The organism is Gammaproteobacteria bacterium CG11_big_fil_rev_8_21_14_0_20_46_22, from assembly GCA_002796245.1.
GTDB lineage: Bacteria > Pseudomonadota > Gammaproteobacteria > UBA12402 > UBA12402 > 1-14-0-20-46-22.
Genome location: PCWT01000032.1, coordinates 17175 through 34091 on the forward strand (window position 1 = coordinate 17175; position 16917 = coordinate 34091).

Annotated in this window: 20 protein-coding genes and 1 pseudogene (1 of these 21 cut by a window edge); 1 reads left to right on the forward strand and 20 read right to left on the reverse strand. The window is 46.1% G+C overall.

Annotated elements, in window-relative coordinates:
* The 9 genes from COV52_04045 to COV52_04085 form a co-directional block, all read right to left on the reverse strand.
* Nucleotides 1–807 (reverse strand): phosphatidate cytidylyltransferase, encoded by an 807-nt coding sequence (locus COV52_04045; GenBank protein ID PIR11369.1) that lies wholly within the window; start codon nucleotides 805–807, stop codon nucleotides 1–3.
* Nucleotides 800–1531: a di-trans,poly-cis-decaprenylcistransferase gene (gene uppS / locus COV52_04050; GenBank protein ID PIR11370.1), complete on the reverse strand. Its 732-nt coding sequence runs from the start codon at nucleotides 1529–1531 to the stop codon at nucleotides 800–802. Before uppS ends, COV52_04045 begins: the two co-directional genes overlap by 8 nt.
* Before the next feature lie 8 nt (nucleotides 1532–1539).
* A complete protein-coding gene (locus COV52_04055; GenBank protein ID PIR11371.1) occupies nucleotides 1540–2097 on the reverse strand; it encodes a ribosome recycling factor in 558 nt (185 codons plus the stop codon).
* Nucleotides 2090–2824, reverse strand: a complete 735-nt coding sequence (pyrH, locus tag COV52_04060) for a UMP kinase (GenBank protein ID PIR11372.1) — start codon at nucleotides 2822–2824, stop codon at nucleotides 2090–2092. The genes COV52_04055 and pyrH overlap by 8 nt, the downstream gene beginning before the upstream one ends.
* A gap of 2 nt (nucleotides 2825–2826) precedes the next feature.
* Nucleotides 2827–3705: an elongation factor Ts gene (locus tag COV52_04065; GenBank protein ID PIR11373.1), complete on the reverse strand. Its 879-nt coding sequence runs from the start codon at nucleotides 3703–3705 to the stop codon at nucleotides 2827–2829.
* Nucleotides 3706–3719: 14 nt separating this feature from the next.
* Nucleotides 3720–4466 carry a 30S ribosomal protein S2 gene (gene rpsB / locus COV52_04070; GenBank protein ID PIR11374.1) on the reverse strand — a complete coding sequence of 249 codons (747 nt, stop codon included), beginning with the start codon at nucleotides 4464–4466 and terminating at the stop codon, nucleotides 3720–3722.
* 576 nt (nucleotides 4467–5042) lie between these two features.
* Nucleotides 5043–5645, reverse strand: coding sequence for a hypothetical protein (locus tag COV52_04075; GenBank protein PIR11375.1), 603 nt, complete (start codon nucleotides 5643–5645; stop codon nucleotides 5043–5045).
* 371 nt (nucleotides 5646–6016) lie between these two features.
* Nucleotides 6017–6592 carry a superoxide dismutase [Fe] gene (locus COV52_04080; GenBank protein ID PIR11376.1) on the reverse strand — a complete coding sequence of 192 codons (576 nt, stop codon included), beginning with the start codon at nucleotides 6590–6592 and terminating at the stop codon, nucleotides 6017–6019.
* A gap of 105 nt (nucleotides 6593–6697) precedes the next feature.
* Nucleotides 6698–7213 (reverse strand): hypothetical protein, encoded by a 516-nt coding sequence (locus COV52_04085; protein ID PIR11377.1) that lies wholly within the window; start codon nucleotides 7211–7213, stop codon nucleotides 6698–6700.
* Between COV52_04085 and COV52_04090 the strand changes: the two genes are divergently transcribed.
* Nucleotides 7212–8228: a hypothetical protein gene (locus COV52_04090; GenBank protein ID PIR11378.1), complete on the forward strand. Its 1017-nt coding sequence runs from the start codon at nucleotides 7212–7214 to the stop codon at nucleotides 8226–8228. The two genes, COV52_04085 and COV52_04090, sit on opposite strands and share 2 nt — an antisense overlap.
* A 46-nt stretch (nucleotides 8229–8274) precedes the next feature.
* Here COV52_04090 and COV52_04095 read toward each other — a convergent pair whose 3' ends face one another.
* From COV52_04095 to COV52_04145, 11 genes and pseudogenes are all read right to left on the reverse strand, one after another.
* Nucleotides 8275–9504: a ribonucleotide-diphosphate reductase subunit beta gene (locus COV52_04095; protein ID PIR11379.1), complete on the reverse strand. Its 1230-nt coding sequence runs from the start codon at nucleotides 9502–9504 to the stop codon at nucleotides 8275–8277.
* Between the two features lie 31 nt (nucleotides 9505–9535).
* Nucleotides 9536–12397 (reverse strand): ribonucleotide-diphosphate reductase subunit alpha, encoded by a 2862-nt coding sequence (locus COV52_04100; GenBank protein ID PIR11380.1) that lies wholly within the window; start codon nucleotides 12395–12397, stop codon nucleotides 9536–9538.
* A 235-nt stretch (nucleotides 12398–12632) separates the two neighbouring features.
* Nucleotides 12633–12926, reverse strand: a complete 294-nt coding sequence (locus tag COV52_04105) for a hypothetical protein (GenBank protein ID PIR11381.1) — start codon at nucleotides 12924–12926, stop codon at nucleotides 12633–12635.
* 659 nt (nucleotides 12927–13585) lie between these two features.
* Entirely contained in the window at nucleotides 13586–14074 is a 489-nt protein-coding gene (locus COV52_04110; GenBank protein PIR11382.1) for a hypothetical protein, read from the reverse strand.
* Nucleotides 14075–14174: 100 nt separating this feature from the next.
* Nucleotides 14175–14468, reverse strand: a complete 294-nt coding sequence (higA, locus tag COV52_04115) for an addiction module antidote protein, HigA family (GenBank protein ID PIR11383.1) — start codon at nucleotides 14466–14468, stop codon at nucleotides 14175–14177.
* Nucleotides 14468–14746, reverse strand: a complete 279-nt coding sequence (locus COV52_04120; protein ID PIR11420.1) for a Killer protein — start codon at nucleotides 14744–14746, stop codon at nucleotides 14468–14470. The genes higA and COV52_04120 overlap by 1 nt, the downstream gene beginning before the upstream one ends.
* A gap of 150 nt (nucleotides 14747–14896) precedes the next feature.
* Nucleotides 14897–15592, reverse strand: a complete 696-nt coding sequence (locus COV52_04125) for an oxidoreductase (GenBank protein PIR11384.1) — start codon at nucleotides 15590–15592, stop codon at nucleotides 14897–14899.
* 216 nt (nucleotides 15593–15808) lie between these two features.
* On the reverse strand, nucleotides 15809–16141 hold the full coding sequence (locus COV52_04130) for a transcriptional regulator (GenBank protein ID PIR11385.1): 333 nt from the start codon (nucleotides 16139–16141) through the stop codon (nucleotides 15809–15811).
* Nucleotides 16128–16460, reverse strand: a complete 333-nt coding sequence (locus COV52_04135; GenBank protein ID PIR11386.1) for an addiction module killer protein — start codon at nucleotides 16458–16460, stop codon at nucleotides 16128–16130. Before COV52_04135 ends, COV52_04130 begins: the two co-directional genes overlap by 14 nt.
* Nucleotides 16461–16636: 176 nt before the next feature.
* The gene (locus COV52_04140; protein PIR11387.1) at nucleotides 16637–16849 is read right to left on the reverse strand and encodes a hypothetical protein; all 213 of its coding nucleotides are present in this window, start codon (nucleotides 16847–16849) and stop codon (nucleotides 16637–16639) included.
* Nucleotides 16846–16917: pseudogene (locus tag COV52_04145) on the reverse strand (hypothetical protein); it runs 435 nt beyond the window's last position. Before COV52_04145 ends, COV52_04140 begins: the two are co-directional and overlap by 4 nt.

Genomic DNA, 16917 nt, shown 5'->3' on the forward strand with positions numbered 1-16917 from the left:
CTACCAAAACCAAATCAACATTAATCCCAACAAAAACAACGGTGCCGCCGCTGTTAAACTATCGATGCGATCCAAGACCCCGCCGTGGCCAGGTAGCATCTTACCACTGTCTTTCACGCCACAATAGCGCTTTAGGACACTTTCAAACAAATCGCCCGCAACAGAATAAATATTGACCAGAACAACGCCCAACAGGAGCTCAAACCATTCCAGCAGGCTAATATCGGGTAAAAGTGCAATGATCACCGCAGCCAAAAGCAAAGACAATACCAAGCCACCTAAAAAACCCTCAAAGGTTTTTTTAGGGCTGACATTAGGCATGAGCGCGCGACGTCCCCAGGCACGACCGGCAAAATACGCGCCAATATCTGCCGCCCAAACAATCACAAACAACGATAAAAGCACCCAAGCACCCTGCTCAGATTCACGAATAACATTAATGGCGAGCCAACTTGGCGCCAATACGAAAAAACCGATAACCTGGCGAACAATCGCCGGCGACCAATACTGAGTGTGTTTCGGATACTTCACGATACAATACATTGCGAACAACCAAAACACGCAGGCAGCAGCCATGACCAAAAGTAAGGGCGTATACCAAACACCGAGCAAGACCAAAGCCATTAGCGCAGTATAGAGCAGCGACTGCCAAGCTTGCCCTAAGCCAGATAAGCGCGACCACTCCCAGGCCCCACAAAGAAACACAATGGCAGACAAATAAGCAAACAGCATTGTTGACGCAAAAAAAACCGCCGCTAACGCAGCGAAAGCCATAATAAGGCCTGTGATGACACGTTGTTTAAGCATGATCCATGTCCTTTGAGCACGTTAAGCCGAAACGTCGATCACGACCCGAGAAAGTACTGAGCGCATGCATAAAGTCTTCGGGGGTAAAGTCCGGCCAAAGTTTTTCGCTAAAATACAGCTCGGTGTAAGCCGCTTGCCATAAGAAAAAATTACTGATGCGCTGCTCACCACTGGTGCGAATCAACAAGTCGGGGTCACCAATTTCAGAAGTACTTAAGCAAGCAGCAAGGTCTTCCGAACGAATCACATCCACGTCGAGCTCACCGGCCTTGACCTTACGGCATAAACTGCGCGTCGCGTTCAAAATATCCCAACGACCGCCGTAGTTAACAGCAACCACAAAATTCAAACCGGTATTGTTTTCAGTTAAAGACTCAACCTCAGCCACTTTAACTTGCAATTTTTCAGGGAAAGCGGCCAAATCGCCGATAAAACGTAAGCGAACATTGTTTTTACAAAGGGATTCAGCCTCACTTTCCAAGGCCATTAAAAACAAAGCCATCAAGGCTTGAACTTCTTCGTCGGGGCGCGACCAATTTTCGGTGCTGAAAGCAAAAACACTTAAGGCAGAAATACCAAGCTCAGCCGATTTTTCGACGATCGCACGAATTGCGTAGTAGCCCGCTTCATGCCCTTCGCTGCGTGACTCGCCTCTCGCCTCAGCCCAGCGACCGTTGCCATCCATTACGATCGCGACATGGCGAGGCATATTTTTTGCAGGCATTTTACCCCCTAAATCGCCATCACGTCTTTTTCTTTGGCTTCCAGTTCTTTTTCAACCGCAGCGACATATTTGTCGGTGAGCTTTTGAATCTCCTCGCCGGCACGTCGCTCATCATCTTCGCTAATCGCTTTTTCTTTTTCTAAATCTTTCAAATCACCCAGCGCATCTCGACGTACATTACGAATCGCTACACGGGCTTTTTCAGCTTCTGCGCGCAAAACCTTGATCAATTCTTTTCGACGATCTTCGGTTAAAGCCGGCAAAGGCACACGAATGATTTGCCCCACCGTAGCAGGATTAAGCCCAAGATCTGATGTCATAATCGCTTTTTCCACAACAGCGACCATGTTTTTTTCCCAAGGCGTCACGGTTAATGTGCGCGCATCGGAAACGGTGACGTTGGCCACTTGGCTCACCGGCACGTCTGAGCCGTAATAATCCACACGGATATGTTCTAGCAAACTTGGGTGCGCGCGGCCTGTGCGAAGCTTTGCAAGCTCTGCATGTAAATTGTCGACACATTTTTGCATACGTGTTTCTGTATCTTTACGAACATCGTTAATCATGGTTTTCCCCTTGAATCATGGTACCCAAAGATTGCTCAGACACCGCATCGAGCAAGGCCTCTGGCGCATTAAAATCAAACACATAAATTGGCATAGCATGCTGCTCACACAAACAAAATGCGGCCATATCCATTACCTGTAAGCGATCGCGAATCACACGTTGATAATCGAGCTTTTTAAATTTCTTAGCGGTTTTCACCTGGCGCGGATCTGCATCGTAAACGCCATCGACGGTGCTCGCCTTCAACAAAATATCCGCTTCAATTTCAATCGCGCGCTGTGCTGCAGCAGTGTCGGTCGTAAAGAGCGTTTCGCCCGTACCACCACACAGAATAAGTGCCTTGCCTTCAGATAAACTTTTCACTGCTTTATCACGACGATAATCCGGAACAAAACCTGGCATATTGATCGACGATAAAATATCAGCCGGTATACCAGACTGCGCGAATAAATCGCGCAAGGCCAAACCATTGACCACAGTAAATAACATACCCATTTGATCGGCACTGTGCTGATGCACACCGTCTTTTTGAAGGTCGCGGCCACGCGACCAATTTCCACCGCCAATAACGATGGCTACCTGAACATTCGCCTTGAGCAAGGCTTGAATATCTGCCGCCAAACGCGAAAACGTTTGGCGGCAGATAGGATCGTCCTGTCCTTGCAAGGCTTCGCCGCTGAGCTTTAACAACACACGTTGATATCTTGAGTTCAGCCTTGCTGGCATGACTATTTTCCTTGTGCTTGCGCCTTCACTTCCTCAGCGAAATCCACAACTTCTTTTTCAATTCCTTCACCCACTTCAAAACGCACGAAACGATGCACTTCAGCGCCTTTTGATTGCAGCAATTGTGCCACAGTTTGATCTGGGTTTTTGACGAAAGCCTGGCCGTGAAGGCTGATTTCGTTTAAGAATTTTTTAATACGGCCACCCACCATTTTTTCAATGATGTCATCAGCCTTGCCGCTTTCACGCGCTTGGGCAATAAAAATTTCTTTCTCTTTTTCAATCATGTCTTCAGCAACATCTTCCGGCTTGATCACATCAGGACGAGTCGCTGCTACATGCATCGCAATATCACGCGCCAAGTCACCATCATCGTTGCTCAAAGACGCTAAAACACCGATGCGCGAACCATGAAGGTAATCGCCCAACACGCCCGTACTTTCAACGTAAGCCACACGGCGAACTTGAATGTTTTCACCGATCTTAGCGACAAGTTCAGCGCGCACGGTTTCAGCGGTTTTATCATTGCCCATATCTGTATTAAGCAAAGCTTCAATATCACTCAGTTTATGGGCGAGCGCCAAATCTGCCAGGTCTTGTGCAAACTTAACAAACGCATTTTCACGCGCCACAAAGTCAGTTTCGCTGTTCACTTCAACAATACTTGCCGCTTTCTTATCCGCTGACAAACTGGTGGCAATGATGCCCTCAGCCGCCACGCGACCGGCTTTTTTCGCAGCTTTTGCAAGACCTGATTTGCGCATTTCTTCAATAGCGGCTTCTAAGTCACCATTGGTTTGAGTTAAGGCTTTCTTGCACTCCATCATGCCAGCGCCTGTGCGCTCGCGAAGCTCTTTGACCATTTGAGCTGTAATTGCCATGTGATTATCCTCTCTTATGCGTCAGTTTGATCATTAGTTTCTTCTTCAACGATATCCGCTTTCGCAGGTGCTGTCGTTTGTGTGCTCGCAGCCGCAATCACTTCATCAGCCGCCGCTCGCATGTACAAACGAATAGCGCGTGAAGAGTCATCGTTACCTGGGATTGCGTAATCAACGCCGGTGCTCAAGTGGTTTGTATCAACGATACCAATCACAGGAATGCCTAGCTTGTTAGCTTCTGCGATCGCGATGCGCTCGTAACCGACATCGATGACAAACAAAGCCTCAGGCAAGCCACCCATATCTTGGATACCGCCCAAGCTTTTTGTGAGCTTTTCTTTTTCGCGCTCTAAATTCAAAATTTCTTTTTTCGTCGAGCGACCAAAATCCCCTTTCTCAAACTGTGTTTGAAGGGTTTTTAAACGCTTGATGGAATGACGAACCGTTTTGTAGTTCGTTAACATGCCGCCTAACCAACGGTGGTCAACATACGGCATACCACAACGCTCAGCTTCTTCTTTAACAATAGCGCGAGCAGCGTATTTTGTGCCAACGAACAAGACTTTACCTCGGTTTTGAGCAATACGACCAATAACATTCATTGCGTCATGAAACTTAGGCAAGGTTTTTTCAAGGTTAATGATATGAATACCATTGCGGGCACCGAAAATGAAATCGGCATTTTTGGGTTGCCAGTAGCGCACTTTATGACCAAAGTGAACGCCAGCTTGCAACATATCTTTCATCGTGACTTGTGACATACAAGTATCTCCAATTTGGGTTTATCCTCACTGAACCACCATCTCCAACTGTTTTCACAGCACCCGGCGATCGCTTGTTGTCCAGTGTTCGAGTTTTGAGGCGACTTTATATCATACTCGACCCTCATCGTAAACCCATTAAAAGCTTCGCCACCCCTTTCTGCTTAAAATGGGCGAACAAGCCAAGAGCGCCCCGAAAGCACACGGCCCGAAGCAAGGCGTATATGAAAAGATGAAATTCGCACAAAATACCCCCCACAATATCGGTGAGCAGTAACAAATCTCAACACAAGGTTTGTGTAAAAAGATGAGATTCGCAGAAAACAACTCCCCGCAATATCGGCGGGCAACAAGACACCTCATGTTAGGCTTGTGTGAAAAGATGAGATTCGCCCCCCCCCACAATATCGGTGAGCAGTAACGCGGCAACGTTGAGCGAAAAAGCGGAGTTTACCTAAACGTAAATGAGCATTTTGAGCGAAACGTTAACAAAGTTAATGCCGCCGATATTGTGGGGAGAATAAAAAAAGCCGCGGAATCCGCGGCTTTCTAGATACACTCCGTATCGTCTTGCGATTACATCGCGAAACGGTAAAGAACGTCCAAGCTGACCAAATCTTGCAACGGGTTGTTGCTGTTTGTGATGCTTGTTTGATTGAAGCGAGTGTACTTAACACGTACGCCAAAATCTTGGATGTTGAACTGAACACCACCACCGTACACAAGGGCCATACCAGAGTATTCACCCAATGGCGCGTAAGTGTTAGTAGTACCAGTAATTTTTTGGTGAGCCCAAGCCACACCACCGAACGCAAATGGGCTGAACCATGCGTTAACTGGCAAGTAAGCGTTCATCACACCGTGCAAGTTCCAACGGCTTTTCACGTTAGCAACCGCGCCAGTGCTGTCTTTGTATTTGTTTTGACCAACAGCGTCCAAGCCAGCTTCAACACCCATGTATTTGTTAACATGGTAACCCACGAAGACGTTACCGCCGAAGCCGCGTTTGTCTAACTTAGCGCCAGTGTCATTGTTTTTCAAAGTACCTTGTGGAGAATAGTCAAGACCCACACCGACATACATGTTGTGAGCAGCAGAGTTCATGACAGGAGCAGCGCCAGCAACAGCTACAGAAGCAGCAGCAGCCAAAGCAGCAGCGATTACAGTTTGTTTCAACATATTCGTTTCCTCTTTATATGTTACCAATCCACGTCCGCCAAAAAATGACGAACGGAACCATAATAGACTGAAAGATAACAAAAAGCCAACAGTTGAGTGAAAAAAACGTGAAAAATCGTTACGTTCTGTTACAGAACGCCGTTGGGCAGATAATTTTTGAACAAAAAAGGGGCTAAAAACACCCCTTCTATTAGGGCCTGTTTACAATTCATTTTTGCAAGCGAAAACTGAGGGAGTTGAGACCAAATTGTTTATTATTCGAGGCGAATAGCCAGTCCTATTTAACGAGAAGAATGAACAATTTGGACCAACTCTACTCAGTTTTCGCTTGCAAAAATGAATTGTAAACAGGCCCTACTATACGCCCAATATTACAACTGGCTGGCCACAAAATCCCAGTTTACCAAGGCCCAGAACGTTTCAATGTATTGAGGTCGAGCATTGCGATAATCAATATAATAAGCATGCTCCCAGACATCGCAAGTCATCACAGGCGTCAAGCCATCTGTCATCGGATTGCCCGCGTTACTTGTTGAAACAATACTGAGCACGCCTTTAGCATCTTTAACCAACCACGCCCAACCCGAACCAAACGTGGTCGCCGCGCATTGACTAAAGGCCTCTTTAAATTTCGCAAAACTGCCAAAATCACGCTCAATCGTTGCCAGCAAATCCCCTGATGGCTCGCCGCCGCCATTAGGGCTCATGCAATGCCAGTAAAACGTGTGATTCCAGACCTGGGCTGCGTTATTAAAGATTCCGCCGGTTTGAGTTTTCACCAGCTCCTCAAGCGACTTACCGGCCAAGCCAGAGCCCTCGGTTAATTTGTTTAAATTCGTGACGTAAGCTTGATGATGCTTACCATAATGATATTCCAAGGTTTCTTTTGAAATGTGTGGCGCTAACGCGTCCATCGCGTAAGGAAGCGAAGGTAATTCAAATGCCATGATAATGCTCTCCCGTAGGTCATTGCGGACTTAAGTGTACGAGCGGATGGCATAAAAAGCAAACAGCCCGCAAAGCGGGCTGTTTTCATCTAAGGCCAATCTGACTTATCCAAAATGGTAGGCCACACCGCCTGTGACAAAGTTCAACTTGCCGCCCACATTTTGATAGCCGGCCTCAAGGGTCACATGGCGATTCAAAGCGTAATCCATACCTGCACCACCTGAGATATTCCACTGATGCAAGTCATAACCAAAGAAGTCGACATTGCTCAAAGCAGGACCTGCTTTGACGTAGAAAGCCACTGGGCCATTATTCACAGGCATAATCAATTTCGCGTCCAATGTGGTAAACGACACCATATCCAAGGTTGCCATGGGAATCGTCACGCTGCTTTCGATCGCAAAGTGCTCGTTAAACTGGTAGCCCAGATTACCCATTAGCGCACCGTCTGCACCGCCATAACCAAAGGTCACGCCACCTTGGCCGCCGGCATAGAAACCTGAATGATACAGGCTCTGGCCAGCGGCACTGGGGTCTTGTTGTTGTATTGGGCTGGCAGCGTAGGCTGCACTGCTAGCAACTAAGGCGATAAGCCCGACTGTCATTATTGTTTTATTCATGGATAGCTCTCCTCTCGTTCAATCCGCGTGCAGTCTAGCTCCGGGCATGATATTATTGAAACGAATGTTTTTTATAGTTATTATTGATTTTATGAATATCTCTAGAATAAACCTCAACCTGATTGTCGTACTGCACGTGTTACTGGAAACCTGCAACACCACACGTGCTGCCGAGCAATTATTCCTAACACAATCCAGCATCAGCAGCGCATTGAAACAGTTGCGCGAGCTCTTCAATGACCCGCTGTTTGTTCGTCAATCAAAAGGCCTATCACCCACACCCAGGGCACTGGCATTAAAACCCGATGTCGACACAGTGATTCAACAAATCAATCATTTATTTTCAAACAAAGAGTTCGACCCCGCGCACGATGAAACAATATTCACGATTGCGATGTCAGATTTTTGTGAGGCGATTTTATTGCAACGTTTACAGCACCACTTAAGCGAGTACGCGCCCTTTTGCAAACTCATCATTAAACCGGTTGGCACATTGGATTTTCTTAACGGCCCAACACCGCTTGAAGCCGATGCGTATCTCGGCGTATTCACGCGCCTTCCTTGCCATTATGAATCGGAGATTATTCTCAGCGACAAAGCCGTCTGCTTAGCCGACAAAAACCACCCCTTAATGAAAAAACGTGGCGAGCTCACGGCAAAAAATTACTTCAGCGCGAAACACATTGCCGTCTATTACGGCGAAGACCCACTGCAAAATACGATTGATGCCCTACTGCAAAAACAGGGACAGCAACGCGAAGTTAGTACGTTTGCACCCCATGCCTTAGCCGCAGCACACGCCCTAATGAGCTCAGATTATTTGCTCACCGTGCCGCAAAGCCTAGCGGGCGCACTTAGCCAAACACTGCCATTAAAAAGCAAGCCGCTGGATTTTTTTACCGTGGAAGGTGCGCTGCATCAAGTGTGGCACACACGCTTTAGCCAGGACCCTGCGAACGTATGGCTGCGCAGCTTAATCAAAGACTTATTAAAAAAGGGGCCAAAGCCCCTTTAAAATGAGTGGTTAATAGCCGGTCGAGACATCCTGCCCGACCGAACCATTAGTTGTCATCATCCCAACTCAAGGTGCCACCGGTTTGATATTCGGTGACACGCGTTTCAAAGAAGTTTTTTTCCTTCTTCAAATCCATAATTTCGCTCATCCACGGAAATGGATTTTCCGTTGATGGGTATTGTTTGGCTAAGCCAATTTGAGCAAAACGACGGTTTGCAATGTACTGCAAATAGTCTTTAAACATTTCAACGTTGTAACCCAAAATACCCCGCGGCATCGTGTCCACTGCGTATTGATATTCAAGATCCACACCGTCTTTGATCATTTCGATGATTTCTTGCTGGAAGGCTTCTGTCCAAACATCAGGGTTTTCGATTTTAATTTGGTTAATCACATCGATACCAAAGTTCATGTGCATCGACTCATCACGCAAAATGTATTGGAACTGCTCTGCGGTACCGACCATTTTATTGCGGCGCCCCATCGACAAAATTTGCGTAAAGCCCACGTAGAAGAAAATACCTTCGAAAACAACGTAGAACGCGATCAAATCACGTAACAAACGCTGGTTAGCTTCAACCGTACCTGTGTGGAATGTCGGATCACCCAAGCTTCGCGTGTAAGGAATCGCCCACTGCGCTTTTTTGGCGACCGATGGCAATTCACGGTACATATTAAAAACTTCAGCTTCGTCCAAGCCCAAGCTTTCAATCACGTACTGATACGCGTGCGTGTGCAAAGCCTCTTCAAACGCCTGGCGCAACAAGTATTGGCGGCATTCCGGATTAGTGATATGACGATACACCGCCAACACCAAGTTATTCGCCACCAAAGAGTCGGCCGTTGAGAAAAAACCCAAATTGCGCTTAATGATCATGCGCTCATCTTCGGTCAAACCATTCGGGTCTTTCCAAAGGGCCACGTCAGCCGTCATATTCACTTCTTGCGGCATCCAGTGGTTTGCACACGCATCTAAATACTTTTGCCAAGCCCACTCGTATTTAAACGGAACCAATTGGTTTAAATCCGCATGGCAATTAATGATACGTTTATCATCAACACGAATACGATCCGCACCCATCTCGATTTCTTCAAGCCCTGTAGCACCAGCAGCCAGGCTTGACTCACCTTCACCGCTGCCGCCTTCGTCATCATCTTCTGCTTTTTCTTGCAGAGGCGCCGCTTTTACTGCAGCCGGCGTAGGCTCTGCTTTGGGCGCCACAGGCTCAGGCGCCAAAGCAATATCCTCATCATCCCAAGTTGGTAAATTAGCCATACTGTTTTCTCCTATATTCCATTAATCGTTATTACTGACATGCTTCACAATCGGGGTTGTCTATTGAGCAAGCCTTTGGTGCAGCACTACCAACCACATCCACAGCGTTAAGCTTACCGCGGTCAAGTGTCGCTTTCTCAGCACTGGTCGCACCTAAGCTTCGCAAGTAATACGTAGTTTTCAAGCCTGACAACCAAGCCATTTTATAGACGGTATCGAGCTTCTTGCCGGAAGGCTGTGCGATGTATAGGTTAAGCGACTGCGCCTGATCGATCCACTTCTGGCGACGACTACCCGCTTCCACCAACCAACGTGGCTCCAATTCAAACGCCGTTTTATACAAGGCTTTCAACTCTGCCGGCACACGCTCGATCGCTTGCACACTGCCATCGTAGTATTTCAAGTCATTGACCATGACGTTATCCCACAAGCCGCGATCTTTTAAGTCACGCACCAAGTAAGGGTTTACCACGGTAAACTCACCCGACATATTCGACTTCACGTACAAGTTTTGATAGGTCGGCTCAATCGACTGCGACACACCACAAATATTGGAGATCGTCGCTGTTGGCGCAATGGCCATACAGTTCGAGTTACGCATACCTTGCTTTTTCACTTTTTCACGCAAAGTATCCCAATCTAAGGTTTGGCTCGTATCTTGTTGCAAATAATCGCCGCGTGATGCTTTCAACAATTGGATCGAGTCAATCGGCAATACCCCCTGGCTCCACAAAGAACCCTGGAAGCTTTCATACGCACCGCGCTCTTTAGCCAGCTCGCTAGAACCATCAATCGCATAATACGCCACATTTTCCATGGTGCGATCCGCAAACTCGACCGCTTCTCTTGAACCATACGGTAAACGCAGCTTGTACAAGCAATCTTGGAACCCCATGATACCCATGCCCACCGGGCGGTGTCTCATATTCGATTTTTTCGCTTGCGGAATCGAGTAATAGTTAATATCGATCACGTTATCCAACATACGAATCGCAGTTTTGATGGTTTTACGCAGCTTCGCGATATCCAAACCTTTTTCCGTGACGTGCTGCGGCAAATTGATACTGCCCAAGTTACACACCGCCACTTCATCAGCCGAAGTGTTCAATGTGATCTCTGTGCACAAATTGGAGCTGTGGACCACACCTGCGTGTTGTTGCGGCGAACGCAAATTACACGGGTCTTTAAACGTGACCCAGGGGTGGCCTGTTTCAAACAACATGCCTAACATCTTGCGCCATAACTTAGTCGCATCCACTTTCTTGAAGTTTTTGATTTCACCTTTTGCGGCTTTTTCTTCGTAAGCCACATACGCTTTTTCAAACGCTTCACCGTAAAGATCATGAAGATCAGGCGTTTCACACGGGGTGAACAAGGTCCACTCTTTTTCCTCGCAAACACGCTTCATGAACAAATCAGGCACCCAGTTGGCCGTATTCATATCGTGCGTACGACGACGATCATCGCCGGTGTTTTTACGCAAATCCAAAAACTCTTCCACATCGATGTGCCACGTTTCCAAGTAAGCACACACCGCACCTTTGCGTTTACCGCCTTGGTTAACCGCAACAGCCGTGTCGTTGGCCACCTTTAAGAATGGCACCACACCTTGCGACTTACCGTTCGTGCCCTTGATACGCGAACCCATACCACGCACTGGCGTCCAGTCATTACCTAAACCGCCCGCAAACTTCGACAACAAGGCATTGTCTTTAATCGCGCTATAAATGCCGTCCAAGTCATCTGGCACTGTCGTTAAAAAGCAGCTTGATAACTGTGAGCGCAAAGTACCTGAATTGAACAGGGTTGGCGTGGAACACATGTAGTCAAAGCTTGAAATCAATTCATAAAACTCGATCGCACGCGCTTCTTTATCCGTTTCGCGAATGGCCAGCCCCATGGCCACACGCATGAAAAACGCTTGCGGCAATTCAAAGCGGACTTCGTTAGAGTGCAAGAAATAGCGATCGTACAAGGTTTGCAAACCTAAGTAAGTAAACTGACGATCCCGTTCAGGTTTTAAGGCCGCAGTGATTTTATCCAAATCAAACGCTTTAAGCTCGGGCGAGATGCGCTCAAGCTCGACACCACGATCAAGATAGGCTTTAAAGTAAACGCCGTACAAACCCTTCATTTCGTCAAAAGTCGCATAGCTGCCTAAACCGATAAACGACAGTGCTTCACCGCGCAAATCATCCATCAACAAACGTGCCGTGACATAGGTATAGTTCGGCTCGTTTTCAATCATCGTACGCGCTGTCATGATGGCCGCTTTACTCACATCACGCAGACGCACACCGTCAAATAAATTACGCTTGGTCTCAGCGATCACTTTCTCTGCGTCAACCAACTCTAAACCTTGACACGCATCTTGAATCACGTGGCGAAGACGCTTTTCATCCAAAGGTTTACGCGAGCCATCATCCAAGGTGACATGCATCAGCGGTTCAGCCGCTTGTTGCATTGCTGCCTGTTGCGCTTTTTCCGCTTCCAAGCGCTCTTTGCGACGGGCTTCACGGTAAAGAATATACGCACGAGCCACTTCGTGCTCGCCAGCCGCCATCAAATATTTTTCCACCAAGTCTTGGATGGTTTCGATGTAAATTGTGTTTTCCACTGGCAAGCGACGATTGCGGATATCGTGCACGATTTCAGCACTCAAGGTTTTAATCTTGTCGTGGATACTGCTAGACAGCGCCGCGCTATTACCATGGACCGCCAAAAAGGCTTTAGTCATGGCCACGGTGATTTTGTTGGCTTCAAAAGGCGTGACCTTATTGTTGCGGCGAATGACACGCAAGACTTCGGTTTGAGCCGGGTTATTGGGTGTTGATCCGCCTTCCTTGACCGCTTCAAGCACCGCTGAGATATTCGTTTGAGAACCTGTGGACATTTTTCCTCCTTTCACACAAGATAGGGCCGCTTTTCGCGCCAAAACACAATATATTGGGTTTACCCTTAAGACAAAACACAAGATAGACCGTTTTTTGAAAACTCGCAAGAGGATAAGCCTGGGGAAATTCTGTGGATAAGGTGTGTATTCTTTGTGTGAAAAGGCGTTTTTTGAGTAAAATCAAGCGCTTGAAAAAAGCCTCGCCTTCTGTAAAAAATTGTCGGCTTTAGCTTACTTACCGAGGTCCCTCTGGCGCTGATATTGCCCGAGTTGCCGACGAATCCAGCGCCGTGTAGATCTCAAAAAATCTTAAGATGCAAGCAAGCCAACTCGTATCCTTAGAGCTTATCGCCCACAATTTCTCCATCATCTGATCATCCACTACTACACACGGCCCCGGCCCCTCGCTCGTTCTTATGGTTTTTAACGCCCTGCTGCACTGAATATTGCTCCGCTTACTGGCCAAGAAAGCCAGCAGTACCGTACTCTTGAATAAAAACGGCCTGCTTATGGGTTTCAGCTGCCCCACAGCGCAAACAGCCTTTTTAAAAAAAGACGAAGAGTTGGCGTGCAAGCCAAAACAGGTCTGCTCAAAGACCTCGACCCCAAGACCTGAAAAAAAGACAGCAAGAAAGCTCGTAAGCGCATCTTAAGGGCGATGAAGAAATTGAGTCTTTGCATTGCCAAACATGCGGCACGCTATCGTGATTTGCTGAATAAAGAATAGAAAAAAACCACGTGGAGTCTAGCGCAGAAAACCCAAGTCATTCATCGCATCGAGGTTATTTTAGAACAATTACCCAACGCCATAGCACAAGCGCATGAGCGCATCATTGGCGAGAGACAAGTTCACTCAACGAAGAAAATACTCAGCCTTTACGACAAAGATGCCCAGGTGATTGTTCGTGGTAAATCAGGTAACGAAGTCGAGTTTGGCCAAGGCTTAGTGCTGACTGAGCAAAGGCTACAGCAGAAAGCCGCATAGTTTCTTTTTACCTTCCTTACATTGAGATGAGATGCGCATTCTCAGGAAAATAATCGTCTCGAGAGTGCTGCCATTTGAAAAATTCGAGCTAATTTTATAACTTATCGCGCTTTTCGCTGTTTTTTATATTTCAATTTTTATTTGTCTAGAAAAGATGCGGCGCTATTTTCAAAAATAGAGGGAAATGGGATAGGCTCTAGTTACTAAGAAAGATCAAGAAGCAAATTTGTTAGCCTTGGTGTTATACTGGAGGGCGCCATTGAAACCAGAACCATAGGAATCTTAAATCCTGACAATTGATCATAATCAAAAACTAATTTTGCGCCATAGCTATGGCCCATGATAGCGACAACTTCAGAAGATAAGTATGTTTTCAGCGAGGTATAAACATCTCCCAGATCAATTAAATTATCCCCATGGGTTACCGCCTCATCAGTCATTTTTGACCTACCACACCCTCTCTGGTCATAAACAACTATATTGTATTTAAGCTTGCTGAAAATATGTTCATGGCCAATAAGATGCTCTATCAAAGCGCCATTCAAACCAGGCCCGCCATGAACAAAAATCACGCAAGGTAATTTCGGTGACTTTGTTAATAGCGAAATATATAGATGTGGATGTTTTACAATTTTTTTTGTGTACTCAGGCAAAAGAATATCCCCTTTTTTTTCGCATAAACCCCAGCTCAACTAGAGAAAACTTTTAGTGCTTCAGATAAACAACTTCAACTCCAGGAGACAATGTATTGAAACACACCGCCCTTAAAAAACTCCCTATCTAAAGCCTATACTATGCGGCGTCATTTAATTTAGTAAAATCAATTTTTTTAACTTTTGGTTGTTTCGTTACCCAAAGATCGTACTGCGCCTGCATTGCAAGCCAGCTTTCAGCACTTCTACCTATCGTTTCTGACAGGCGGAGAGCCATTTCAGGTGTTACACTCGATTCGCCATTAATAAGGCGATTGATCGTTGAAGGTGAAACCTTTAGGTGTGAAGCTAAATATCGTACGCTCAAGCCGTAAGGAGCCAAGTAGGTTTCTTTAATAAATTCTCCCGGGTGTGGCGGGTTATACATATTCATTAGTGATAGTCCTCATAGTCTAGTAAAAATACATCACCGTTAATAAACTCAAAAGTTAATCGCCAGTTTTTATTAACCCGGATTGACCAACGACCCTTATCTTGGCCTTTTAATGAATGCAGGTGGTATCCTGGTATATCAATGTCTTCAATTACTTCAGCAGTATGCAAAGCAGCTAGCTGCATACGCAAGCGTTTAGCATGAGTAGACTGTATACCGTTTGTTTTTCCTGCCTCAAAAAACAAGCGCAATCCTTTGTGTTTAACACTTTTTATCATGCTTAATTGTAGCGCAATGCGCAACACGGGTCAAGACCGATGGCCGAATTAATTCTGGCGCCCCCTGATTAATAATACTGTTGAACTGTTTTTAATCTTTAATTGCTCATTACACAAGCGGCATGATGCGCCTACATTGCAAATCAATTTTTAAGGCTCATACGTGGTTGGCGCAATCACAATATCAGGAATGCAAACCGATTGCGGTTGCTCATAGAGCCATAATACAGCGTTAACGACATCCTCAATCTCAATGATTTGATCGCCTTTTAAATTAGCCGTCATAAGCATTGGCGTTCTGATTTTCGCTGGCGCCACATTACACACTCGAATTTTATAGCTAGCGTTTGCCATACGAAGCGATTCCGTTAAGCTTTTTACGGCTGCTTTGGTCGCCGCATAGGTCGCCAATTGTGGTCTTGAACTTCGATCCGCCACAGAACTCATATTGATAATAGTGCCCCGCCCTCTTTTACGCATACCCGGCAAAACCGCTTCGCAGCCATTGATCACGCCTTGAAGATTAACCTGAACTGTTTTCTCATGAGCATCATGTGACTGTTCACTGAACTCACCGCCTTCTGCAAAACCGGCATTGTTAATAAGACAATCCACTGGCCCAAATTCTTCTTCTGCTAGAGCAATGGCTTTTTTAAACGCGTCAATATCCGTAACATCGGTTTTAATACACCGTGTATTGGGTAGATTGAGCGCCTCCATCGCTGCCACATTGCGTGCCAATAAAGCCAACGGATACCCTGCATTTGAAAATGCTTTTGCCAGACCCAAGCCAATGCCAGAGCTCGCGCCTGTAATTACCACTAACGATTTTTCTTGTTTCATCATACTGATGCCCTCGTGCTTTTTTAACCATACTAGTTCGATCGAGATTTACAAAACTTCTATCTAAAAAATATCGAAAAAACCCTCACAGTTTCAGAAGGGGATTTTACTTTAATTTTTTAGATTCTCTGGCCGCCAGCCTCTGTTACGGTTAAACCAGCACCATCAATCAAAGCATCTTTGACAATAATACCTGGATGCAAGGGTTTATAGGCCATATCAACAAGCAACTGCTATATTAAGATGCAAGCCTAACGCCTTAAAAATAGAACTCAACGTATCAAGCCGAGGATTGCCCTTGCCAGACAAAAGGTAATAAAGGTGCTCACGATTGAGGTGGGTTTCTTTAGAAAGCCAACCAATGCCGCCTTGGGCCTCGGCTACATCCTTAATCGCTAACAATAATGCAGTTTTATCCTGGTCATCCTGATAAGCGTCTAATGCGGCTTGTAAATGTGCACAAGCCGCCTCTCTATCCTGCAAATGATTCTGTAGCCAATCATTATAATCACCGGTAATTTGCGTCACTTTTTTACTATCAATCTTTCTCACGATACCGCTCCTTATAGTCTTGCCAATAAGTGATCGCTTGTTCAATATCGCCTTTTTGACTACGTTTACTACCGCCTAACAACAGCAAAATCACCTCTTTACCATGCTCACCAAAGTAAACACGATACCCTGGACCAAAATGGATCCTTAGCTCAAAAACACCCTTACCCACTCGCTTGTAATCTCCGCGCTGTCCTAAACTTAATCGTCTAACGCGGTTATTAATTTGCGCTTGTGCCTTTAAATCTTTAAGCGACTCAACCCAAACAAGAAACGGATGCTTGCCATTTTTTGCCTGATATAGCCTGAGTGTTTTCATAAAAACCCTTAACCTGCCTGTGATTGTAGTTTAAAAACCACAATTCGTCAACATACCGCCTTTACACAGGAGCTTGTTTTAAAATCAAACTCAGAGTGAGCATGGCAAGGATGAAGTCTGCTCGCCAGCCTCTACGAGAGCTGGTCAGTGAGGACTGCAAACATCCGGGCTTTCTTCTAAGAATCTTTATGGCTAAAAAGCAAACAGGTTTTTAGCGCCCTTGCGCTATCAATCTGCTCTTCATTCGGGCAGGCGTTAAGAACCGGTAAAGCAAACTCATTTCTTTGATATCTCGAGAGAACAGCATTAATAGGTTCTTGCTTATCAATCATCACTGATTGAGGTTTGTCATTTAGATCACGATAGTGAAGCTTCCAGTGGCCGCTCAACCCAAACCGCGAAACACGCTCAAATACAACCGCCTGTCCAAGCTCCACCAGCCGCAGTTCATCTTTTG